At 35.1% G+C, this 23916-nt stretch carries 16 protein-coding genes; 5 read left to right on the top strand and 11 right to left on the bottom strand.

Features of this window, described 5'->3' with window-relative positions; genetic code table 11:
• From FF52_RS21275 to FF52_RS21265, 3 genes are all read left to right on the top strand, one after another.
• Nucleotides 1-5014, top strand: a 5014-nt coding sequence (locus tag FF52_RS21275; protein ID WP_008468872.1) for a T9SS C-terminal target domain-containing protein, incomplete at its 5' end; no start/stop codon positions are given.
• A 130-nt stretch (nt 5015-5144) separates the two neighbouring features.
• Complete coding sequence (locus FF52_RS21270) at nt 5145-6062, top strand: type IX secretion system membrane protein PorP/SprF (protein WP_008468871.1); 918 nt, start codon at nt 5145-5147, stop codon at nt 6060-6062.
• Nucleotides 6063-6074: 12 nt separating this feature from the next.
• On the top strand, nt 6075-8018 hold the full coding sequence (locus FF52_RS21265) for an OmpA family protein (RefSeq protein WP_008468870.1): 1944 nt from the start codon (nt 6075-6077) through the stop codon (nt 8016-8018).
• Nucleotides 8019-8135: 117 nt separating this feature from the next.
• On the opposite strand, the gene FF52_RS21260 is transcribed toward FF52_RS21265, so the two are convergent.
• From FF52_RS21260 to FF52_RS21230, 7 genes are all read right to left on the bottom strand, one after another.
• On the bottom strand, nt 8136-8642 hold the full coding sequence (locus FF52_RS21260) for a CAP domain-containing protein (RefSeq protein WP_035692133.1): 507 nt from the start codon (nt 8640-8642) through the stop codon (nt 8136-8138).
• 185 nt (nt 8643-8827) lie between these two features.
• Entirely contained in the window at nt 8828-9472 is a 645-nt protein-coding gene (gene pdxH, locus FF52_RS21255; protein WP_008468868.1) for a pyridoxamine 5'-phosphate oxidase, read from the bottom strand.
• Nucleotides 9473-9672: 200 nt separating this feature from the next.
• Complete coding sequence (locus FF52_RS21250; RefSeq protein ID WP_008468867.1) at nt 9673-10578, bottom strand: ribonuclease Z; 906 nt, start codon at nt 10576-10578, stop codon at nt 9673-9675.
• Nucleotides 10579-10637: 59 nt separating this feature from the next.
• On the bottom strand, nt 10638-10970 hold the full coding sequence (locus FF52_RS21245) for a hypothetical protein (protein WP_008468866.1): 333 nt from the start codon (nt 10968-10970) through the stop codon (nt 10638-10640).
• Nucleotides 10971-11175: 205 nt separating this feature from the next.
• A complete protein-coding gene (locus FF52_RS21240; RefSeq protein WP_008468865.1) occupies nt 11176-12105 on the bottom strand; it encodes an aspartate carbamoyltransferase catalytic subunit in 930 nt (309 codons plus the stop codon).
• Between the two features lie 102 nt (nt 12106-12207).
• Nucleotides 12208-12747 (bottom strand): bifunctional pyr operon transcriptional regulator/uracil phosphoribosyltransferase PyrR, encoded by a 540-nt coding sequence (pyrR, locus tag FF52_RS21235; protein WP_008468864.1) that lies wholly within the window; start codon nt 12745-12747, stop codon nt 12208-12210.
• Nucleotides 12748-12853: 106 nt separating this feature from the next.
• Entirely contained in the window at nt 12854-13783 is a 930-nt protein-coding gene (locus tag FF52_RS21230) for a hypothetical protein (protein ID WP_008468863.1), read from the bottom strand.
• 560 nt (nt 13784-14343) lie between these two features.
• Here FF52_RS21230 and FF52_RS23800 point away from each other — a divergent pair.
• Nucleotides 14344-14517, top strand: a complete 174-nt coding sequence (locus FF52_RS23800) for a hypothetical protein (RefSeq protein WP_008468862.1) — start codon at nt 14344-14346, stop codon at nt 14515-14517.
• A gap of 79 nt (nt 14518-14596) precedes the next feature.
• Here FF52_RS23800 and FF52_RS23245 read toward each other — a convergent pair whose 3' ends face one another.
• From FF52_RS23245 to FF52_RS21215, 3 genes are all read right to left on the bottom strand, one after another.
• Nucleotides 14597-15649, bottom strand: a complete 1053-nt coding sequence (locus FF52_RS23245) for an energy transducer TonB (RefSeq protein WP_008468861.1) — start codon at nt 15647-15649, stop codon at nt 14597-14599.
• Between the two features lie 248 nt (nt 15650-15897).
• Complete coding sequence (locus FF52_RS21220) at nt 15898-17517, bottom strand: ABC-F family ATP-binding cassette domain-containing protein (protein ID WP_008468860.1); 1620 nt, start codon at nt 17515-17517, stop codon at nt 15898-15900.
• A gap of 362 nt (nt 17518-17879) precedes the next feature.
• The gene (locus FF52_RS21215) at nt 17880-18653 is read right to left on the bottom strand and encodes a TlpA family protein disulfide reductase (RefSeq protein ID WP_008468859.1); all 774 of its coding nucleotides are present in this window, start codon (nt 18651-18653) and stop codon (nt 17880-17882) included.
• Between the two features lie 195 nt (nt 18654-18848).
• Here FF52_RS21215 and FF52_RS21210 point away from each other — a divergent pair, with 195 nt between their 5' ends.
• Nucleotides 18849-19079: a hypothetical protein gene (locus tag FF52_RS21210; protein WP_008468858.1), complete on the top strand. Its 231-nt coding sequence runs from the start codon at nt 18849-18851 to the stop codon at nt 19077-19079.
• Between the two features lie 196 nt (nt 19080-19275).
• On the opposite strand, the gene chiA is transcribed toward FF52_RS21210, so the two are convergent.
• Nucleotides 19276-23694: a T9SS-translocated chitinase ChiA gene (chiA, locus tag FF52_RS21205; protein ID WP_008468857.1), complete on the bottom strand. Its 4419-nt coding sequence runs from the start codon at nt 23692-23694 to the stop codon at nt 19276-19278.
• Nucleotides 23695-23916: the final 222 nt, after the last annotated feature.

Raw genomic sequence — 23916 nt, 5'->3', positions numbered from 1 at the left:
TGGACTTGCTTCTGCTCAGGCTCAGTTCCCTGCAGCTTCTGACTTATGCGATACAGATGTTTTAAATATTACTAAAGTAAGCGGACAGTTCGTAGCTTCTGAGGGATGCGGAAATGCAGGAACTTACACCAACACCTGGACAGTTAAAGACGATTGCGGAAATACATCCGAAACTTTCACTCAGGTAATTATAATTCAAGATACAACTGCTCCTACTTGGACAACACAAGCTGGTTCTCTAGATGTGACTTTAGAGTGTAGTGATGTTTCAGGTCTTGCTACAGCTCAGGCTCAATTCCCTGAAGCTTCTGATTTATGCGATACTGATGTTCTAAATATCACTAAAGTAAGCGGACAGTTCGTAGCTTCTGAGGGATGCGGAAACGCCGGAACTTATACCAACACTTGGACTGTAAAAGATGACTGCGGAAACACTTCAGAGACTTTCACTCAGGTAATTACGATTCAAGATACAACTGCTCCTACTTGGACAACTGCTCCAACAGCTTTGAATGTGACTTTAGAATGCAGTGATGCAGAAGGACTTGCTGCCGCTCAAGCTCAAATCCCTATAGCTTCTGACTTATGCGATTCAGATGTTCTAAACATCGAAAAAGTAAGCGGACAGTTCGTGGCTTCTGAAGGATGCGGAAACGCTGGAACTTACACCAACACATGGACTGTAAAAGACGACTGCGGAAACACTTCTGAGACTTTTACTCAGGTAATCACCATTCAGGACACAAATGCTCCTACTTGGACAACTGCTTCAACAGCTTTAAATGTGACTTTAGAATGCAGTGATGCAGAAGGACTTGCTGCCGCTCAAGCCCAATTCCCTATAGCTTCTGACTTATGCGATACTGATGTTCTAAACATCGAAAAAGTAAGCGGACAGTTTGTGGCTTCTGAAGGATGCGGAAACGCAGGAACTTACACCAACACTTGGACAGTTAAAGACGATTGCGGAAACACTTCTGCTACTTTCACTCAGGTGATCACAATTCAAGATACAACTTCTCCTACTTGGAATACTGTTGCTGGCTCTCTAGACGTGACTTTAGAATGCAATGACACAGAAGGTCTTGCAGCGGCTCAAGCTAAAATCCCAGCTGCTTCTGACTTATGCGATTCAGATGTCCTAAACATCACTAAAGTAAGCGGAGAGTTCGCGGCTTCTGAAGGATGCGGAAATGCTGGAACATACACCAATACTTGGACAGTTAAAGACGATTGCGGAAACACTTCTGAGACTTTCACTCAAGTGATCACAATTCAAGATACAACTGCTCCTACTTGGACGACTGTTGCTGGCACTCTAAACGTAACTTTAGAATGTAGCGATACAGAAGGTCTTGCGGCTGCTCAGTCTCAGTTCCCTACAGCAGCTGACTTATGCGATGCTGATGTTCTAAATATCACTAAAGTAAGCGGACAGTTCGTAGCTTCTGAAAGCTGTGCAAACGCTGGAACTTACACCAATACATGGACTGTAAAAGATGACTGCGGTAATGTTTCTGATACTTTTACTCAAGTAATCACAATTCAGGATACTACAAAACCAACTTTCGCTGGTGAACTTCCTGCAGATATTACAGTTTCTTGTGACGCTGTTCCAGAACCATTTAATATGGTAGCTTCTGATAATTGCAATGTAGACTTACCAATTGTTTTCAGTGAAACTAAAAGCGATATTAAAAATGAATGCGGTACAGAATATACCTTAACTCGCAACTGGTCAACAAGTGATTGTGGAGGAAATTCAATTTCTTATACTCAAATTATAACAGTAAGAGATACTACTCCTCCAACCGGTACAGCACCAGCAGATGTTGCCAATCTACAAAGTGCAGCAGACATTCCAGCAGGAAGTCCAACTGACATAAAAGATGCTGCAGACAATTGCTCAGGAACTGTAAATATCACTGTAAGCGATACTAACAATGGAGGAACTGGATGTAATGGAGAATCTTACATTCTAACTAGAACTTATACTCTAACAGACTGTGCAGGTAATAAAACTGAATTAGTTCAAACCTTTACAGTTGAAAACAAAGTTTCTGTAAGCGGTATTGCTACAAATGTAAGTTGCCAAGGAGAAAGCGACGGTTCAATTGCAGTTACTAGCAGTGCTGGAGCTAGTGTAGTTATTACCAATCAAAATAATGAAGTAGTTGGAAATACTAATCTACCAGCAGGAACCTATACACTTACTGCAACATCTTCAGTAAATACTGAAAATGAAACTTGTACAGCAACTGCAACAGTTGTGATTACAGAACCAAACTATAGAGTTAAAATATCTGGTCAAATCATAAATGTAGATACTAACACTCCTCTTGCAAATGTGCCTGTAACATTGATTCCTCAAGGAACCACTACAGGACCAATACAATTGCGTATTACAGGTGCAGACGGAATGTACAGTTTCACAGGAATGCCTGCCGGAAGTTATTTAGTGCAAGTACAAGATGCTAATTTAAATAGTGCCTATCAATTATACCCTGTTGATTCTAGCTTATTCTTTACTACTCTAGAGGAATGTGCTTTCCAAGTTCATAACTTCGAATATGGAGCTTCTAAACTTCCTGTTCTTGGAGATTATGTTTGGTACGATACTAATAGCAACGGAATTCAAGATGAATGGTATGATGCCAATAATGATGGTGCCGTTACTAAAAACATTCCAGATTCTAATGGAGCTATTGATTACACCCAATGGGAATGGATAGATCTTAACGGAGACGGAAGCTATGCTGGTCCTCAAAATGTTGGGGAATTAAATGCTGGTGGTTTCGGAAATGCTCTTAGTGCAAATGTGATCATTGATGGCCCAAATGGATATCATGATGAAGTTATTGTGGGAATAGAAGGTTTCTGGAGAAACCGCCCAGAAATAGCAAATCCTTATGGACAATATACCGTAAAATTGGTAAGAGATGCTAATTTCGATACTGTAGCTGCAAACTTAGGATTTACTGGTTTAGTAAAAGTACTCCCTTCTATATCTGCTAAAAACATAACTGGAAAAACAAGCAAAGCACAGTTGCACACCGTTTGTAAAACTACAACAGATAGTGGCTATGTAGTGAATGTTACACCAGAAGATTTAGTTCATTTAGATATTGATTTCGGTGTAAGCTGTAAAGAATACAAAGACATTGTGGCTAATGACGACAGTGCTGGCCCAATTGCAGGTGTAAATCACACTACAACCAATGTACTTAATGTATTGCCAAATGATACTTTAGAAGGAAATCCTATAACTGCATCTGATGTAATTATAACAACTGTAACACCAAACGAGTTTTTACAATTAAATGCTGACGGTTCTGTTGATGTACTGCCAAATGCTCCAGTTGGAACATTAACAATGGTATATCAAATTTGTGAAGCTGATCAAACGGACAATTGTGACACAGCAACCGTTACCATTACAATAGAAGCTCCAGTTATGACTGTTACAGCAACATCAATATGCGTTAATGATGTTCCTTACCTAGATTACGCAGTTACGCCGCAAAACTTTACTCCTATAAATGGCGTGACCATAGCATGGGCAGATAGCAATAACAATGTGGTTACAACAATGACTGATCTGCCATTAAGTGGACGTGTACTATGGCCAGGAGCTGTAGTAGATGAACAAGGCAAAGGAATTGACTGGCCAGGCTGGATTTTTGAAAATAATAGATGGATTGAAGCCGCTGACGGATTTGAAAAATTACGTCCAACAGCAAATGTAACTCTATCTCTTAATCCAAGTCAGACTATCACAGTAAGCTATCCTCCTGCTGATCCTTTTTGTACTGCAAGACCAACATTTGCTATAGTGGCAAACGATGACAATCCTGCACCAATAATAGGAAACTCAGGACAAGCCACAGTGGGCAATGTTTTAACCAACGATACATTAAATGGTTCAGCGGTAAACATTAATGATGTAACTTTAACAACAAGCGTTACTGATCCAACAGGATCGATATCGATAGCTTCTGACGGAACAATAAACGTCGCATCAAATACGCCAGGAGGCACTTATACATTAACTTACCAAATTTGCGAAAAAGCCGATTTTGGAAACTGTGATACTGCTATAGTAACCGTTACTGTAATTTCTCCACTAATTGCAAATGATGATACATACAGTAATATAGGATGTAACACTTTTGGATTAGTAGGCAATGTTTTAGGCAATGATTTAAAAGGGGGAACACCAGTAACAATAGAGTTAGTAAACTTTACACTTACAGCAGAAGGCAATAACACCAAAACAGATCCAAACATTACGGTTGATGCTTCTGGAAATGTAAATGTATCAAGCTTGACACCTGCAGGAACTTATATTTACAACTATACAATCTGTGACAAATTAAGTTCTCAAAACTGCGATTCTGCCACTGTAACAATCATAGTGATTCCAAATGGTGTTGTAGAAGTAAGCGGCACAGCATGTACAGATGACTCAACATTAGTTAACTTGAACAGTCTGCTTCCTGAAGGAAGTCCATTGACTGGAGTTTGGCAGGATAGAAACAATACTAATGCGCTTGAGGGAAGCATTCTTAATCCATTCGGTTTAGCATTAGGCAATTATGCTTTTGAATATATAATAGCTGACGAAAGATGTCCGAGAAGCATAGTTTTAAATATGGAAATCAATGATGATTGTAAAGTCTTAGCTTGTGGTAATGTATTAGTACATAATGCTTTTTCTCCAAATGGTGATAACATAAACGATTTCTTTAAAATTGACAATATCGATGACACCACTTGTTATCCTGGCAATACTGTGGAAATATACAATCGCTGGGGAGTTTTAGTATTTGAAACTACAAACTACAATAATACAACGAATGCTTTTGATGGAACTTCAAGAGGAAGAACAACTGTTAAGCAATCTGACGGACTACCAACTGGAACTTATTTTTACATTATTAACTATAAATCTCTGGATGGAAACAACAATGTTCAAGATCATAAATTAGACGGATACTTGTATCTATCCAAATAGTACTTCGAATACGCTGTAAATATCATTTTACAGCGTATTTAAAACATCCGTAAAATTTAATCATCTCAAAAAAAAACATTGAAATTCAATGATTTAAAAAGTCAATAGTAATTATTAAATAAAATCTACTATGAGAACAAAATTATTTTTCTTCGTCATTCTGTTAGTTACATGTTCAGGGTATTCACAGCAAGATGCACAGTATACACAATATATGTATAACACAATAAATATAAATCCTGCCTATGCAGGTTCTCGTGGAGCACTTAGTATTTTTGGTCTTTACCGCACCCAATGGGTAGGTCTCGACGGAGCACCAGAAACAAGCAGTTTTTCAGTTAACTCTCCTATAAATAATAGCAAACTAGGTATAGGGGCTTCATTAGTCAATGATAAAATTGGTCCTACCAATGAGAATAATATCTCAGTCGATGTCTCTTATACAGTTCAGACATCTGCCGATTTTAAACTTTCATTTGGTATTAAAGGAACTGCAAATATTTTCAATTTAGATGTAAATAAATTAAATCCTGCTGATCAGGGAGATCCTCAATTTCAGGATTTAAACAATAAATTCAGTCCAAATGTTGGAGCTGGAGTCTACTGGCATTCTGATAAAGCTTATATTGGTTTGTCTGTTCCAAATTTTATTGAAACAAATCGTTACGACGACAATGACGTAGCAATTTACAAAGACAAAATCAATTATTATTTAATTGGAGGTTATGTATTCAATCTTGACAAATATGAATATGTAAAATTTAAACCTGCTGTTTTAGCCAAAATGGTTCAGGGCGCACCGCTTCAAGTAGATCTTTCAGCCAACTTTATGTTCTATGATAAATTTATGCTTGGTGCAGCCTATAGATGGAGCGCTTCTTTAAGCGCTATGGTTGGATTTCAAATCACAGACGGACTTTATTTAGGTTATGGGTATGATAGAGAAACTTCAAACTTAAACAATTATAATTCAGGATCACACGAAATTTTCCTTCGCTATGAATTCTTCTCAAACAAAGGCAAAATGACAACTCCTCGTTTCTTCTAAAAATTAGGTATCATGAAAAACTATACACTACTTTTAATTACAATTATAGGTGCTTTTTCATTTAGCAGTTATGCACAGCAGTCAAAAATAAATAATGCAGACAAAAAATATGACGGCTATGCTTATGTAGATGCAATAAAAACTTATGAAAAAGTTGCAGCAAAAGGCTACAAATCTGAAGATATGTTTAAAAAACTGGGAAATGCCTATTACTTCAATTCAGATTTTCAAAATGCGGCAAAATGGTATGGCGAGTTATTTGCAATGAACACAAAAGTGGAACCAGAATACTATTTTAGATATGCACAATCTCTAAAATCTACTGGCGACATCAGCAAAGCCAATAAATTTCTGGATGAGTTTAATGCTATCTCCAAAAATGACAGCAGAGGAAAACTTTACAAAGAAGATGTAAACTACTTGGACCAGATTAAAGCAAATTCTGGGAGGTACCAGATAGAAGATGCAGGTATAAATAGCAGGTACTCAGATTACGGATCATTTATTTACAACAACAAAATATATTTTGCTTCAGCGCGAGATACTGGAAATTTTACAAAACGCAAACACAAATGGACGGGAGAATATTTCACCAACATTTACGATGCAGATTTGGATCCTGCAACAGGAAGCACATCAAAGGTAAATAAATTCAAATCTGCTATTAATACCAAATTTCATGAGGCCTCTCCCGTGTTCACAAAAGATGGGAAAACAGTTTATTTTACCAGGAACAACTATATTGATGGAAAAAAAGGAAAAGACGAAAACAAAGTTACCTTAATAAAACTTTACAAAGCAGAGCTGGGAAAAGATAATAAATGGACCAATATTACCGAGCTTCCTTTCAATAGCAATAACTATAGCACGGCTCACCCAGCTCTTAGTCCAGATGAAAAAACGCTTTATTTTGCTTCTGATATGCCAGGGTCAATCGGAGAGTCCGATATATATAAGGTTACCATAAATCCAAATGGCGGATATGGCCCACCGGAAAATCTCGGAAATAGCATTAATACAGAAGGAAAAGAAACATATCCTTACCTGACCAGCGAAAACGAGATTTATTTTGCCTCTGACGGGCATCCCGGTTTGGGAGGTTTGGATGTTTTTGTCGGCGATATTGACAATAGCGGAAAAGTGAGCAATATCCAAAATGTGGGAGCAGATGTCAACTCGCCAAAAGATGATTTTGCGTACATCATTGATCCCGAAACAAGAAGAGGATTTTTCAGTTCCAATAAAGAGGGCGGACAGGGTTCTGATGATATCTACAAATTCCTAGAAACCAAAAGGCTCAAATGCGTTCAGGAATTGTATGGTGTTATAACAGATGCTGAAACCGGTGCCGTGCTCCCGGGAGCAAAAGTTACTTTGTACGATGATCAGATGAATCTTAAAAACTCTGCTGCTGCAGATGGTTCAGGTCTTTACTCTTTTGCTGTAGAATGCGGAAAAACCTATTATGTGAGAGCCGAAAAACCAGAATACACAACCAGAGAATTAAGCGTTACGATTGAAAAAACAAGCGGTAAAACAAACTTACCGATTGCACTGGAAAAAGCAACCTGTAAAGTTACTGTGGGCGATGATTTAGGAAAATGTTTCGGCATTAAAATGATTTATTTCGATTTGGATAAATCAAATATTAGAACCGAAGCTGCATTGGATCTAGAAAAGATACTAGCTGTTCTTAACGATTATCCTAATATGAAACTAGACATTCGTTCGCACACAGACAGTAGAGCTTCTCATCAATACAACGAAGCTTTATCTGACCGAAGAGCCAAATCAACTATTCAATGGCTGGTTAAAAACGGAATTGCGCCAAACCGATTAACTGGAAGAGGATATGGTGAAACAGAACTTGTAAATAAATGCGCTGATGGCGTTCCATGTACCGAAGAAGAACATCAGGCCAATAGACGAAGCGAATTTATTATCACCGCTTTATAATCTTAACAATAGACCAACAAAAAAAGCTGCTTTTAAGCAGCTTTTTTTAATTTAAAAAGTCGTTGCAATTCTATGAATCACAACGACTTCTAAAAAACCAACCTGTTCAATAAATCTTTAAAGCTTAACAAAAATGTTAGTATAATATTTTTTTCCTGTAGCTGGATCTGTCGTTACAGACAATCCAAAATGAGTAAAATCTCCTTCAATATTTTCTTTGTGACCCGGACTTTCTAGCCAAGCTCTTACAGCTGCCTCAGGAGTTTTATAATTGTAGGCAACATTCTCTCCTACTTTCTTTGCTCCTAATACACTCGTCATATTGCTAGATCTAGCCGCAAAATCATTATGATTCACAACATTATTTTCAATCATATATTTGTTATGCTCTTCACATTTAAAAGATATATGATTCACTCTTTCCAAGGCATTTAAACCAATACTCACACGGTATTCGTTTATCAGTCTCATCGTTTCTATTTCGGTATCGTTGTATGTGTAATTTGCAACAAGCGTTTCTGTTGAACTAGTAGTATCCAAGCTTGCTTCTGCAGCGTCAGCAGAACATGCGTTCATTGCGACTAAAATCGCAATGAACAACATGGTGCGCGTAATCTTTTTCATAATCATCAGCATTGTAGCGGTTTAAAGTAAATGTTGGGGCAAATCCTTTAAATTTATCTTTGAATAAATATCGTTTGCTTTATTATATTCCAAACGTATTCAATTTATCGTTAAAGTGCAAAAATAATCGATGAAATACACTTATTTTATGTTTTTACCTATAAAATTCCTACTTAAAAATACTTTTACGAAGATAATCTTTCAATCTTCCAAGAAAAATCTGACTGGCTAGTATAACGAATTCTATCATGAAGTCGATTTGGTCTTCCCTGCCAGAATTCAACTTGCAGCGGAGTCACAATATAACCGCCCCAATTTTCAGGTCTAGGAATTGGTTTTCCGTCAAATTCGGCTTCTAGTTTTTTTAAGTTTTCTTCTAAAAATGTTCTTGACGGAATCACTTCACTTTGATGAGAAACAATCGCTCCAAGTTTACTGCCTTCAGGTCTTGAATCAAAATAATTATCTGAAATATTCTCAGAAGTTTTCTGCGCAATTCCTTTAATAATAACCTGACGTTCCATCTCCTGCCAAAAAAATGACAGACAAATATTTGGATTTGCTTCTATAGCTTTTCCTTTCTCTGAATTATAATTGGTATAAAATATAAAACCTTCCTCAGAAAATTTCTTCAATAAAACCACACGAGATTTTGGGAAACCATCCAATCCAATCGTCGAAACCGTCATAGCATTCACCTCTCCGCTTCCGCCAAAATCTTCCACTTCATGAAACCATCGGTTAAAAAGATTAATCGGATCTTCAGGAATATTAGTTTCTAATAATTCGCTTTTCTCGTAAGATTTTCTATAATTACTTAAATCATTCATGATTTGTTATTTTAGATTGTTGACTTTAGATTTTAGATTTTTTGTTTCAGGTTTCAAGTTTCAGGTTTCAAGTTTCGGGTTTCAAGTTTGTCAGGCTGAGCGGAGTCGAAGCCCTTCGTACTAAAAAAGCCCTTCGACTCCGCTCAGGGTGGCAATTACATACAAACTTAGCATCTTAGAACCTTAGAATCTTAGCATCTTTAAAATTCAAAACTCACTCCATCATCTCCCAAGAGCACATTTGGAAAAACTTCCTCAGCTTCTTTCTTAAAAGGTTCTATTCCATCATATCGTGTTGAATAATGCCCTAAAATCAATTGCTTTACATTAGCTTTTAAAGCAATATTGGCCGCTTCTTTTGCCGTTGAATGAAGTGTTTTTTCTGCCAATCTTGCCTCCGATTCTAAAAATGTCGATTCGTGATACAAAATATCTGTGTTCTGTATAATTGGAATTATATCTTCGTTGTAAACCGTATCAGAACAAAAAGCATAACTTTTTGCTGGCGGTGGGTCAAAAGTAAGTTTTTTGTTTTCAATTACAGTTTCATCGTCAAGCGTAATATCTCCGCCATTTTTTATTTTCTGATAATACGCAACATGAATATTATAGCGCTGAACAGCTTCTACATTTAATTTTCTTTCATCTGGTTTTTCCTGAAAAAGATAACCATTCGTATAAACGCGATGCTTCAACGGGACTGTTTTTACAATCACTTTTTTATCTTCAAAAATGACTTCACTTTGATTTGATTCTAATTCGTGAAAAAAAAGAGAATAAGTGGTCCAAGATTCAGTTAGTTTTAATTGAATTAAAATCAATTCCTTAATCCCTTTTGGACCGTAAATATGCAAATCTGTGGTTCTGCCTAAAAGTGAAAAAGTCGAAATAGTTCCTATTAATCCATAAAGATGATCTCCATGAAGATGTGAGATAAAAATGTGATTAATTTTGGAGAATTTAATCTTGTTTTTACGAAGCTGCACTTGAGTTCCTTCTCCACAATCAATTAAAAACAATCTGTTCTTAATTTCTAAAACCTGCGAAGTGGGATTAGTAAGCGTTCTGGGAGTTGCGGCATAACAGCCAAGTATAGTTAATTTCATTTCTCAATTAAAAATTGATAATTGACAATTATTAATTTTTAATTATCAATTGTTAATTATTAGAAACCTAGATCTCTTTCTATTTCTTCCATTTCGATAATATCGTGAGCTTCTAAAAGAGAAGGCACCACAACCAATTTATCTGAAATAGCATTAAAATCAAGATCGGTTGCTACAATTACAAACGATTTTTTTGCTTTTTTCTGAACTTTAGAAAGCGGTAAAAAAGCTTTTAAATCATTTTCTGAAATATTAGAATCAGCTGATAAATCGATTATAATATTTTGTTTTTCAAAGGTTTTAAATTGTTGCGTTACTTTTTCCAAGAAAGCATTTACATCTCCTTGTGTATCTTTAATCGTAACGGTATGTCCTTTTTGATCTACTTTCATTTTATATTTTTGAGGGCTTATATTTATGCTAATTTACTAAGTTTTTTTGTTGTTTCAAGTTTCAAATCTAAGTTGCCAAACTTTGTAAGCTTAACCGCAAAGTTCGCAAGGTTTTTTCGCAAAGTACACAAGAAAAAACAAAGCTTTGCGAACCTCGCGTAGCTCTTTGCGAACTTTGCGGTTAAATTTTAAACCAGAAACAAAATTATTGCTGAATCTTAGAAGCCAGCAAATAAATAACCGCCATTCTAATCGCTACACCATTCTCAACCTGATTTAAGATTACAGAATGCTCTGAGTCAGCCACTTCAGAAGTAATTTCTACTCCTCTGTTTATTGGTCCAGGATGCATGATTACAATTTCTTTGCTAAGAGAATCCAAAAGCGGTTTATCTACTCCGTACTGCTGTGCGTACTCGCGTGTTGATGGGAAGAAATTCACATCCATACGCTCATTTTGCACACGAAGCATATTCGCTACATCGCACCATTCTAAAGCTTTTCGCAAATTTGGTTCAACCGTAACTCCAAGTGATTCAATATATCTCGGAATCAATGTTTTTGGTCCGCAAACTTTTACTTCTGCGCCTTGCATCTGCAAAGCATATATGTTTGAAAGCGCTACACGCGAGTGCAGAATATCACCTACAATAACAACTTTTTTTCCAGCAACATCTCCCAGTTTTTCTCTGATAGAATAACTGTCCAACAAAGCTTGTGTCGGATGTTCGTGTGCTCCGTCTCCAGCGTTTACGATGCTTGCTTTGACATTTTTAGATAAAAAATAAGCCGCTCCGGGATTAGAGTGGCGCATTACAACCATATCCACTTTCATCGAAAGGATATTGTTTACAGTATCAATCAAGGTTTCTCCTTTTTTAACCGATGACTGAGCTGCAGAAAAACTAATTACATCAGCAGATAAACGTTTCTGCGCTAATTCGAAAGAGAGTTTGGTTCTGGTACTGTTTTCGAAGAAAATATTGGCAATGGTAATATCTCGTAATGAAGGAACTTTTTTAATTGGTCTATTAATGACTTCTTTAAAATGATCTGCCGTTTCAAAAATCAGGTTAATATCATTCTCATTGATATATTTGATTCCTAATAAATGATCTACGCTTAATTCTTTCATTGTGTGTGTTTATATGTTTAATCGTTGAATTGTTTAATCGTTTTTTTTCAAATCGCTTAATCGGTTAACCGATTAAACAATTAACCGGTTAACCGATTAAACTTAATTCGTCACTAGGTGAACAACATCTTCACCATCATTTTCTTTCCAGCTTACAATTACTTTTTCACCATTAATAGCATCTACCTGACGGCCTCTGTAATCGGGTTGAATTGGCAAATGACGGCTGAAACGTCTGTCAATTAAAACCAATAATTCAATTTCTGAAGGTCTTCCAAAAGATTGAATGGCAGTTAAGGCAGAACGAATGCTTCGTCCCGTAAACAAAACGTCATCGATAAAAATGACTTTTTTGTCTTCGACTATAAAATTGATTTGGGTTTTATTGGCTTCAAGCGGTTTATCAGTACGACGGAAATCATCTCTAAAAAAAGTGATGTCTAGATATCCTAAAGAAATTTCAGGAACCTTGTATTCGTTTTCTAATATTTGTTTTAAACGTTCAGCTAAAAAAACGCCTCTTGGCTGAATTCCAACTAAAATAGTTTCAGAGAAATCAAGATGTTTTTCGATTAACTGACAAGCCAAACGATGCAGTATGATAGTAACTTCTTTCGAATTAAGTAATACTTTTTGACTCATAAGTGATTGTAATGTTTGGTTCTGCAAAAGTAACATTTTTTTTTATGCTTTTAAATTATAATTCAAAAAGCATAAAAAAAGCAGGCTTCGAGCCTGCTTCTTTAAATTAACTTGCTTTAAATTCAGATAAATCACTATCGTAAATAATCGCTTCAATTTCTTCGTCCGTTAAAGGTCTTAACTTTGGATTTAGAAGATTTGATTTAAAGTCCACTAGAAGTTTAGGAAATCTAATTAACCATTTTTGAGATGAAGCTTTGGAAGATGGATAAGCAAGTTTTACATCTCTTAATAAAACTATATTATCCTTACCTGTTCCAACTATATCTTTAATCAACTCTTCATCTGTTGCTATAAAATTTCGAATAGCATATCTATAAAAGCTTCCTAAATTTGAATTAGCATCATTTTTTCTTCTAACAATATCTTTCGGGACAAAAATTACAGGTTTCCCTAGATAAACTGGAAGCTTAACTTTCCTTTCTGTCCATCTTAATGTATTTATATCAAACAAATACTTTTGATGAACTTCAGTCATTGGTATCGGAACTAAACTATTTTCACATTGTTGTTGAGTATATTCAATCAAGACTGACTTAATAATCTTAGTCGTTATATCTGATATTCTATCACATCCTATATCATCAATAAACAAATCAAAATCTCCAAGATTATTCAAAACCCCATATTTTAAAAGCACACTATCACTAATAGCTGATTGAAATTTTGGCTTTAATTTATCTCCAACTGAATTTCCATCAAAACTTTCATCAGAATGACCTAATCTCGTTTCTTTTGGCTCACCTAAACCAGAAAGAAGATATTTAACATTCCTTTCATTATTCGCTTTAATCTGATCTAATAATTCAGCTAAAAATATTTTTAATTGATTTTGCATTTTAGCAACAATCGGCTTTTTACTTAACTCAATGAGCCTGGGATCTACAAAAAGCTTATTGTCTCTTTCTAATCTTACATCAACGAAATCTAGCTTAGATTGAGTTAATCCTAAACTATAATTATTACTTATATTCATTTTATATTATTGTATATTAATGTTAATCTAGAGCTAATTTTTAGCTCTACTCTTTATAATCCTAGAAATCAAAACATTACTTTCTACAATAAATCTTTTTAAATTTTAACTTTTGTTTATTTGTTATTAAACGTAATTAATATACATTTGCACCCAGATACCGACAAAAATATCTATGAAATACCTTTTAATCCGATAAAATACATAAAACACTCGGATTTCAAGATTGTAAGCCTCTTAATTGAGTAATAATTAAAATATTTTATTTTCAATTTGATTGAAATTTAATAAGTTATTACAAATACAATTATTAGGCCTTTTCTTATTTTATGCCATTTTGTCTTAAATTTAAGTTAAAGAAATGACAGTGCTTTTTTGTCATGACACTTACAAGTGTCAAATAATACTTCTTCAAAGAAAATAAGATATAGCATATTCTATTAATAAAATTTGGATTGTAAAATCAAATCTCCAAATCCTAAAACATTTCCAAAAAATTCTATAACACATTTCCCTGATTCGTGAAGTAATTTTAAGTATCAATTTAAAACATCAGAATCATGCAAAATAAAATACTAAGATTGTTAATGGTATTCGTAATACTGTTTTCATTTACAAGCTGTGAAGTTATTGGAGACATTTTTAAAGCCGGAATGGGATTCGGGATTTTTATCGTAATTTTTATTATTGCGATTATTATCTGGATTTTTGCAAAAATGTTCGGAAGCAAATAGTAGTAAAATAAACAAATAAAAAATCCCAAATTCCAAATTCCAAATTCCAATTTAAAACTTGGCGTTTGGGATTTTTCTATTATTTAATTGGAACTTTTAACACATAAACACATCTGACTTTTTTACCGCCTATCTTGGCGGGATTCCATTTACGGGATAGTTTCAAAACCCGAATTGCTTCTGCTCCTGTAGCATATCCAATATCTTTAAAACAGCGAAAAGCTGACAAGGAACCGTCTTTTTCAACAACAAAATCCATATAAATTGTTCCTTGAAGTCCTTCTTGATTGGGCTTTACAAAGTTTTTATAGAAAAATTTATAGAATGAATCTATTCCTGATGGATAGCTTGGTTTTACCTCAGCCTCTTCTAATTTATATATTTTTTCATTGTTAATTTTGTCAGTAGAGGTCTTTTTACTTTTTATCAAAACGCCGGCTTCTGTATATTCTTTCAATTCTCCTTCAATAGATTGACTGTCTGTAAATCTAGAACTTTTCAATTTTCCATTTGGATAGTATTTCTTTTCTATTTTATAGCTTGTATTTTTCGGATGACTTAACTTGGCTTCAGTTATATCGCCATTTGAATTCCAAATCTTATATTCATCAAAAATGATAGTTTCTGAAACAAGTTTTTTATTTTCATAATTTGACGTTTTTATTTCTTTTTTATCCCAATTATAGTCGATTTGCTCAACTAACGCTCCCAAAGAATCATACTTTTTTCTATTGAAAAATTGATGCCCACTTTTAGCATCCTTTCCAACATCTAAACTCTCTATAGTTTTTCCATTTGAATCAAGTGCAGTCGTACTTATTAACTTGCCATTATTAAGCAATGTTTGTATTCCTAAAGTCCCGTTTGAATTGTATTCTTTAAAAGTTCCGTCTACATTTCCTTTTTCGTTAATATAAAATTGCATTTTCCTGCCATCAAGATTCATTTCATAAAAACCATTTTTGAGTTTAGTTTTATTTGCATTTTCTATACTTATAAAATTATCCGAAAGGAAGCCATTGTTTACATATGAAATCGATGACGAATTAATTTTATTATATTCTTGTGCTATGCCTACATGGAATGTAGCTATCAATAATAGTACTTTTATCCCTTTTTGAATGATCTTCATGCTCACTTGCTTTTTTTAAAATAAATATATTTTTCTTACAAATATAGCAACTTATAATTGAATGAAAATTCACACGAAAAATTATTAAGACAAAAAAAATCCCAAATTCCAGATTAAACTTGGAGTTTGGGATTTTTTATTAGTATCGAACTTTGTCAAAGTTTAAAACTTTGACAAAGTTGTAAAGTCAAAGATTGGAATTTGGAATTTCAATTATTGGGTTTTACAGATTATTGGAATTTTAAAAATTAAAGATTGTACATCTTCTTTCTTTGTTCTTGAATTTTTTCATCATCAAGATATTCGTCAAATGTCATGTAACGGTCGATAACTCCGTTTGGTGTCAATTCTACAATTCTGTTACCAACAGTTTGCGCGAACTCGTGGTCATGCGTTGTGAAAATTACAGAACCTTTAAAGTTTTTCAATGAGTTGTTGAAAGCCGTAATGGACTCCAAATCTAAGTGGTTTGTCGGTTCGTCAAGCATTAAAACGTTAGCACGCTCCATCATCATTCTAGACAACATACAACGCACTTTTTCTCCTCCAGATAAAACTCTAGATGTTTTAAGAGCTTCTTCTCCAGAGAAAATCATTTTTCCTAAGAAACCTCTAATAAATACCTCATCACGCTCTTCTTCCGTTTTTGCGTACTGACGTAACCAATCCACTAAAGTTAAATCATTTTCAAAGTATTTATGATTTTCAGCTGGCAAATATGCTTGGTTTGTTGTAATTCCCCAATCGAAAGTTCCAGAATCTGCTTTTTGTTCTCCGTTTAAGATTTCGTAGAAAGCAGTTGTTGCGCGTGAATCTTTAGAGAAAAGAACGATTTTATCGCCTTTCGCCATATTCAGATCCACATCTTTAAACAAAACTTCACCATCAACAGAAGCTGCTAAATTTTGAACGTTCAAAATCTGATCTCCCGCTTCGCGATCTTGATCAAAAATAATCGCAGGATAACGACGGCTAGATGGTTTGATTTCAGCAATATTTAATTTCGAAATCATTTTTTTACGAGAAGTCGCTTGTTTCGATTTCGCCACGTTTGCACTAAAACGACGAATAAATTCTTCCAACTCTTGTTTCTTCTCTTCTGCTTTTTTGTTTTGCTGTGCACGCTGTTTTGCCGCTAATTGGCTAGACTCGTACCAGAACGTATAGTTTCCTGAGTAGTGATTGATTTTTCCGAAATCAATATCAGAAATATGTGTACAAACCGCATCTAAAAAGTGACGGTCGTGAGATACCACAATTACAGTGTTTTCGTAGTTTGCCAAGAAGTTTTCTAACCAAGCGATTGTCTCGAAATCCAAATCGTTGGTAGGCTCATCCATAATCAGCAAGTCAGGATTTCCGAAAAGTGCTTGCGCCAAAAGCACACGTACTTTCATTTTTCCTTCCATATCAGCCATTAAAGTATAATGATCCGCTTCTGTGATTCCTAAGTTAGATAACATTGCTGCGGCATCAGAATCGGCGTTCCATCCGTTCATTTCTTCAAACTGAACTTGAAGCTCTCCAATTCGGTCTGCGTTGGCATCATTATAATCCAAATAAAGTTCATCCATTTCTTTTTTAACAGCGTACAGAACTTTATTTCCCATTAAAACGGTTTCCAAAACAGTATGTTCGTCGAACATGTTGTGGTTCTGGTTTAAAACCGACATACGTTTTCCCGGCTCTAAATGAATGTGTCCAGAAGTTGGGTCGATATCGCCCGAAATCACTTTTAAGAAAGTAGATTTTCCAGCACCATTTGCTCCGATAACTCCGTAAATATTTCCATGAGTGAAAGTTGTATTTACTTCATCAAATAAAACTCTTTTACCAAACTGAACTGATAAATTATTGACTGTTAACATGAATGTCTTTTTAATTAATTTGGTGCAAAAGTAGTGAAAAAGGTTCTAAGTTGCAAAGATGCTAAGGTGCTAAGGTTTTTTCTTTTGAATAAGCATTTTCTCGCAAAGTAGCAGAGGCGCTAAGTTTTGTTTTTTGACGGTGATTATGCACAATCTTGTCATTTCGAGGAACGAGACCCGAGCGATAGCGAATTGGCGAAGCAAATCTTCGCAAGTGACTCTACAAAGATTGGCAATTATTAGGAACGGAGTTTCTCGCAAAGATTTCTCGTTCCTCGAAATGACAAAAATGAGGTTACTTTGCCATAAAACTTTGCGAACTTCGCTCCCTATAGCTATCGGGATTGCGAGATTAATTTAACTTACAGCTTACTTTCTTTCGCTAAAGCCACTTCAAGACTCTCAAAATTAGGAAGCACTTTAGCAATCATTCCTTCTTTGTTTAGAATAAAATGTGTTGGAAATGAATTCAATTGCAAAGATTCATTCATATACTCTTTCATGTCTGGAATTACAGAATATGATAATGGTTTTCTAGCTAAGAATGTTTTTAATTGTTCTGCTGAATCTTCGGCTAAACTCATAAAAACAATATCTTTTCTGTCTTTATATGCCGAAACTAGTTTGTTGACTTGAGGAAACTCTCTGATGCATGGCGTGCAGTGAATGTACCAGCATTTTATCACAATGATTTTTCCTTTCATGGATTCGTTGGTTACCAGATTTCCGTCTAGATCTTTAAAAGAGAATTTTGGGAAAGCGGTTCCTTCCATTTTATAGTTTTTATAAGCATCAAAACCAATTTGATTGATTGTGGCTTTTATGCTTGTATCTGTTTTTGGTAAGATTTTGAAAAGCTTATAAACGTAAATATTCGCTTCAGATTTTAATCGAATTGGAATATAGTTTCCGTTTGCCAATTGATCTAAAAAAGATTCTTTAGTAATTTCTTTTGAAGATGAATCTAAAGCGGTAAAGTCTCTAGAAAGCATTATTTTTTTATTCTGATAAACGGACCATTCTGGGTAAGTTTTTTGAATTTGAGTGGGATCGACTTCTGGATTTCCGAATTTAATTTGGCTGAAAGAAAGAGTAGAAACTAAAAATGTGATTAAAATAATGAATGATTTTTTCATGAAGTTTATGCGATAATTGTAAATTCAAAAGTACGGATTTCTTTTTAACCGCGAAGTTCGCAAAGGATTTACGCAGAGTTCGCAAAGGGTTTCTCGCAGATTCTGCAGATTTTTTTCTAAAATCTTTCATTATGAAACAAATATGTGTCACAATAAAAATAGTAATTCTTTAGATTTGCCAAAAAAAATAAGATAATGATTACAAATAATTTTTCAATCGAACTTGAAACAAGATTAAACGATTTCTTTACAGACAAAATTGATTGTAAAGAAATGGCAAAAATGATACGCGAAGTAAATAATGTACTTTCATTATCAGTTATGAGAAAATGCGAAACGATAGAATCGGGAATAAAGAATGTCGATGATAATTTTTACTGGCTTAATCAACTTGCAGAAGTTTTAGATCCTTATTTGGAGGCATAAAAAAATGTTTTAGCCATAAAAAAAACCCGACAATAAAATTGTCGGGTTCATAATGCGCTACTTGAGGCAAAAACCAAATAACAAATTACCTCAATTCACAGCATTTAAGAAATAAAAATTAGGTTAAAAAATAAATAACCAAACTCAATTTTAACCGTCCCAATTTTCTTATTTCTAAATTTTCAATCCTTTTATTTTAGTTTAAAAAGTTCATTACTTTCAATGACTTTTTGTGTCCTGATTTATTGGTTACTATCACAACAAAAATCTGTTTACTAGCAAAACTTGGGCTATTAAGCAACACTTCTTTATTGTTTTGAATGTTTCTGTGGCTTGTAACACTCTGCCCTATCGTATTGAATACGTCAACTTGAGCAATGTCTTCTGTTTCGTTAGATACCGATAAAGTATTGTTTCTAAAGTAAGCCACAGTCGTATTGCTATCAGCCGTTATATCTTCTACAGCCAATGTTTTAGCCGTAGCTTGCGATGCAAAATAAGCTGCATACGCTTTAGACAATTCAGATGAATTACCGCAAGAAGAGGCATCCCAGTTTACAGACCAAGTCATTAAACCTCTTAAAGAAGGATATGGTCCGCCTGGCTGCATAGTGTAGGTTCTTCCAGTAAAATTGGTTCCGTTTCTTAAATAGTCCATAGCATTGATTCCTTCTGTTGGAGTTAAATATCCGCTACCTGCTGCACTCGGACAAGCTGGCAATGCAATAAGAACTTTTGAAGCTGGCAAACCATCAAAATGCATTCCTGTTGAAGCAATGTTATACCCTTTTATGATCATATCAGTTAAGGCAGTAACCATGTTTGCTTTCTTAGCTGTACCATAATATTGACCGTCTAATCCGTTTTCTCCTCCTGTGTTGTACAATTGTACCGCTAACAAATCCAATTCGTTACGCAAGTTTTGAATGATTGGCAAGAACGAACCGAAAGTATCTGTATAAGTAGTATAACCACCTTGTACATATTGTGTTTCTGGAGCTGCAGTTAACAAGAATCCAGGGCCATAGTACGCTTTTAATTCTTTGAAAGCATCTACTACGTTTTTCAATCTTGGGTAAGCAGAAATACCCGCATAAGAAATATCTCTCAAACCTCCTGCGCTAAAATTCATAGATCCGCCTTCAAAATCAATATCAACTCCATCAAATTGGTACTCATCGATAATCGCTTTTAAACCATTAACGAAAATATTTTTCTGAGTAACATTTTCTAAAACAACATGTCCGTTTTGACCTCCAATAGAGACAATAACAGGAACACCGCTATCTCTTAAAGATTTTATATCATTTTTCAATAATTGCTTATCGAAAACTCCATTGGTCAAATATCTAGCATCATTTGTAGTTAATATTGGTGTATAACCATCACGATTAACGGTTTCTACGAAAGCATAATCGACTACATTAAATTTGCTTCCCTTTATTTGAGAAAAATATAAGAATGGAGCTGCAGTATTTTCCCAAGAATGCGCATACCCTAAAATAATTTTAGATGGAAGCGGAATAAATCTATTACCACTTATTGTAGCAATTTTAATAGTATTGTTTAAAGTAGTCACAGCAGCTTTATTATCTGTTGCTTTGATTACAATTGGATAATCCTGATAAGCAGTTGGCGTAAAATTATATGTATAAGTATTATTTGTACCTGCTGTCATATTAAATGTTCCTCCATTTATGGTAATAGTAACACCAGAAACTGATCCGTCGCTGTCAACCGCTGTAACTGAAATTGGAACAGCTTGGAAAGAGCTTTGGTATATTGTAGTATTCGACGGTGAATTCCAAGTAATTACAGGCAATGTATTTGGACAGTTTGCACCCGAACAAGTTAATGTAAAACTATAGGTTTTTGAATCTGTTGTTCCGTTTGATGCAGTAGCCGTAACGGTTAACGTATGAGAAACTCCAAACTGATTTGCTGCTGGCGTCCAAACCGAAGTATAAGTTCCAGAAGAATTGGTAGCACTTATCGTTTGTCCGTCTAAACTAAATACAACAGATGAGATTGTAGTTGCATCTGCAGCGCTTAATCCAACAGTTGCTACAAAATTAATTGATGATCCTAAGTTTATAGCAATCGATGAAGCTGTTGGTGCTGTAATGGCAACTACTGGCTTAGTCACAACCGTAGTTTGTGTATTAAAATTATAAATTGTTGGCGTTGTTGGAACTGCGAAGTTTGCCAGATTATTTGGGTAATAAGCTACTTCTCCATTTTGCCAAGAGTTTAATTTCAAACTCAAAGCCTGTGTATAACCATCTATAACAGAATTGTCAAAGCTATATTTTCCTTGTGCATCTGTTGTTGCTAAAACGCTTTTCCAGTTGTGGTTATTATCTGTCCAAGGTAAAACCAATTCTACTTTCGCGCCAGCAACAGGAATTGTTCCGTTTTTAACTGTTCCACTGATTTTGCTCGTAGTTGTTGCAACATCTTGAGTAAAATTCAATGTTTTATTAGCATTCAAATTAGAATAAACTGTAGATGCTGGCGTGAATGTTTGGCCTGTTAAAGCAGCCGTAACTGTATAATTTCCACCAGAAGCTAAAGTCAATGAATATGCTCCGCTTGAATTAGTCGTTGCAGTAACATTCCCTGCTGTAGATGATGCAGTTACTGTTACACCAGAAACTGGAGTTGTTCCATTAAGAACTGTTCCGCTTACGGTGTACGTTACCACCGCTGCTCCTTGAGTGAAATTAAGCGTTTTATTCGCGTCAATTGCATTGTAAACCGTTGAAGCTGGAGTATAAGAGAATCCAGATTTTGCAGCGGTAACTGTAAAGTTTAAACCAGCTGTTAAACCTGCAACGCTATACGCTCCACTTGCGTTTGAAACCGCTGTTAAAGTTGTGCTTCCAGAAACTGCAGAAACTGTAACACCAGAAACTCCTGTTGTACCGTCTAGAACCGTTCCGCTTACTGTGTAAGTTGGTTGAGTTCCGTTGATTGTTACTCCTGTCTGATTAACTGTAACATTCGTTAAACTAACAGGAACAAATGTATAACTTGCTTTTACTGCTGTAAGCGAATAATTTTGTCCCGAAGTTAAATTATTGAAAGCAAAGTTTCCTGTAGCAGAAACTACTGTTTGAATTACCGCATTGCTTGCATTTCGCAATTCAACCGTAACATTGGTAACCAAAGCCGATCCGTTTTTTACAGAACCTGAAATACTAACTGTTCCCGGAACAATGCTTCCAAAAGAAGTATCAACTTGGTTTAATAATGAATTCGGAATTGAGCCTCTTGTATCTTGAGATAATTCCCAAATCATACCTCCAGCTAAGTTTCTAGATTTTATATATTGAACTTTTAAATCCATTGACTGTTTATCTTCATAAGAAATAAATTCTTTTGAAGTAGCATTATATAAATAAGGAACTTTTGTTGTGTTATCCCAATATCTCACCCATCCTGCAGAAGCTGCAGAAGGCGTTACCATCATAGTATTTGGATCTAAGTAAGGATGTGAATTGGTAACTGGATTTCCGACTAAATCACAGATTTCGATACTTCCTGATTTTTCACAAGCACCAGAACCATCCCATGTACCTGTTGGATTTTGCGGATTTGTACATCCACCAACTATATATCTTGGTGCTGAAACAAACAATCCGTTTGTTGAATTTGCGGCAACGTTATCGAATTTTTTTCCGTAAAAAGGCAATCCCATAATTAATTTATTGGCAGGAAAACCAATTACATTCAAATATTGATTAGTCAATTCGTCTAATGATTCTGATTGCGTTGCGCCATACAACGGGTCATTAGGGTTTCCGCTTGCATATAAAGGTGCGTTGTAACAAGTTTTATCGTACCAGTTACCGCCAAAATCGTATCCGAAATAAGTGATATAGTCACAATAAGTCGAAATATCTTCTGTCATTCCGTATTGTGCTCTGTTGTTTGGCCCTAAATACTGTTTAGCAACATTTCTAACATTGTTTCCTGCAGCAATTGTAACCAGTTTATTTGGCATTGCCTGACGCATCGCTTTCAATAAAAGCACTAAATTTTTATTGTCGTCTGGGCTATATTTTTGTGGAGGAACAGGCGCACCATTTACTATTTCTGTACCGTCAGTTCCACCAGAAAGAGGATATTCCCAATCGATATCGAAACCATCAATAAACGGGTATGTAGTAATGAAGTTTGCCATGTCTGCTGCTAAAGCCGCTCTTGCTACAGGACTTGCAGCAATTGGAGAAAGATCTTGACCTTTTGTCCAGCCTCCCACAGAGATTAAAACTTTTAAATGCGGATACTTTTCTTTCAATTTCATTAAATCATAAAAGTTTCCTTTTACTGGTGCATCCCAAGGGATTCCACCTTCCATATGCTCAAAATCAGCATAAGTGTCTAAACATTTTAATTTTGTATTCTCAGGATGGGCAGGATCATAAGTGGTCCCATAAAAAGAATAATTTAAATGCGTCAATTTACTTCCATCAATCTTCGGAACATTAAAGTCCCTGGCATAGATAGACCATTGTGCATAATACCCTACTACTTTTTTTCCGTGGGCTGGTTGCGCCAACGCAAGTAAGGGAAACAGTAACAAAAAGAGCAATCTGTAAAAATGTTTCATAATTAATAAATATTAGTTAATAGAAAATAAGTAATTGGGCCGCAGCAGCATCTAGCTTCTGGGTTTCGCTCAACTGCAGGTTGGAAGGCTGCTGTCGATTGGAAATAAACTCAAATTAAATTCTATAGATAAATATTACTATTACTGATTCATACATAATCATTAGCCAATAGTAGTGATTGATATTTATTTATAATTTTTAAAAAATTAATGTTAAATACA

Origin of the sequence: Flavobacterium sp. F52, assembly GCF_000278705.1 — a bacterium.
Classification (GTDB): Bacteria; Bacteroidota; Bacteroidia; order Flavobacteriales; family Flavobacteriaceae; genus Flavobacterium; species Flavobacterium anhuiense.
Note: the sequence above shows the minus strand (reverse complement) of the source record. Positions and strands in the feature narration are given on the sequence as shown.

Excerpts from the sequence above, each read along its gene's own strand:
- FF52_RS21270 (WP_008468871.1), top strand. The coding sequence starts at position 5,145 with ATGAGAACAAAATTATTTTTCTTCGTCATTCTGTTAGTTACATGTTCA.
- FF52_RS21265 (WP_008468870.1), top strand. The coding sequence starts at position 6,075 with ATGAAAAACTATACACTACTTTTAATTACAATTATAGGTGCTTTTTCA.
- FF52_RS21260 (WP_035692133.1), bottom strand. The coding sequence starts at position 8,642 with ATGAAAAAGATTACGCGCACCATGTTGTTCATTGCGATTTTAGTCGCA.
- pdxH (WP_008468868.1), bottom strand. The coding sequence starts at position 9,472 with ATGAATGATTTAAGTAATTATAGAAAATCTTACGAGAAAAGCGAATTA.
- FF52_RS21250 (WP_008468867.1), bottom strand. The coding sequence starts at position 10,578 with ATGAAATTAACTATACTTGGCTGTTATGCCGCAACTCCCAGAACGCTT.
- FF52_RS21245 (WP_008468866.1), bottom strand. The coding sequence starts at position 10,970 with ATGAAAGTAGATCAAAAAGGACATACCGTTACGATTAAAGATACACAA.
- FF52_RS21240 (WP_008468865.1), bottom strand. The coding sequence starts at position 12,105 with ATGAAAGAATTAAGCGTAGATCATTTATTAGGAATCAAATATATCAAT.
- pyrR (WP_008468864.1), bottom strand. The coding sequence starts at position 12,747 with ATGAGTCAAAAAGTATTACTTAATTCGAAAGAAGTTACTATCATACTG.
- FF52_RS21230 (WP_008468863.1), bottom strand. The coding sequence starts at position 13,783 with ATGAATATAAGTAATAATTATAGTTTAGGATTAACTCAATCTAAGCTA.
- FF52_RS23800 (WP_008468862.1), top strand. The coding sequence starts at position 14,344 with ATGCAAAATAAAATACTAAGATTGTTAATGGTATTCGTAATACTGTTT.
- FF52_RS23245 (WP_008468861.1), bottom strand. The coding sequence starts at position 15,649 with ATGAAGATCATTCAAAAAGGGATAAAAGTACTATTATTGATAGCTACA.
- FF52_RS21220 (WP_008468860.1), bottom strand. The coding sequence starts at position 17,517 with ATGTTAACAGTCAATAATTTATCAGTTCAGTTTGGTAAAAGAGTTTTA.
- FF52_RS21215 (WP_008468859.1), bottom strand. The coding sequence starts at position 18,653 with ATGAAAAAATCATTCATTATTTTAATCACATTTTTAGTTTCTACTCTT.
- FF52_RS21210 (WP_008468858.1), top strand. The coding sequence starts at position 18,849 with ATGATTACAAATAATTTTTCAATCGAACTTGAAACAAGATTAAACGAT.
- chiA (WP_008468857.1), bottom strand. The coding sequence starts at position 23,694 with ATGAAACATTTTTACAGATTGCTCTTTTTGTTACTGTTTCCCTTACTT.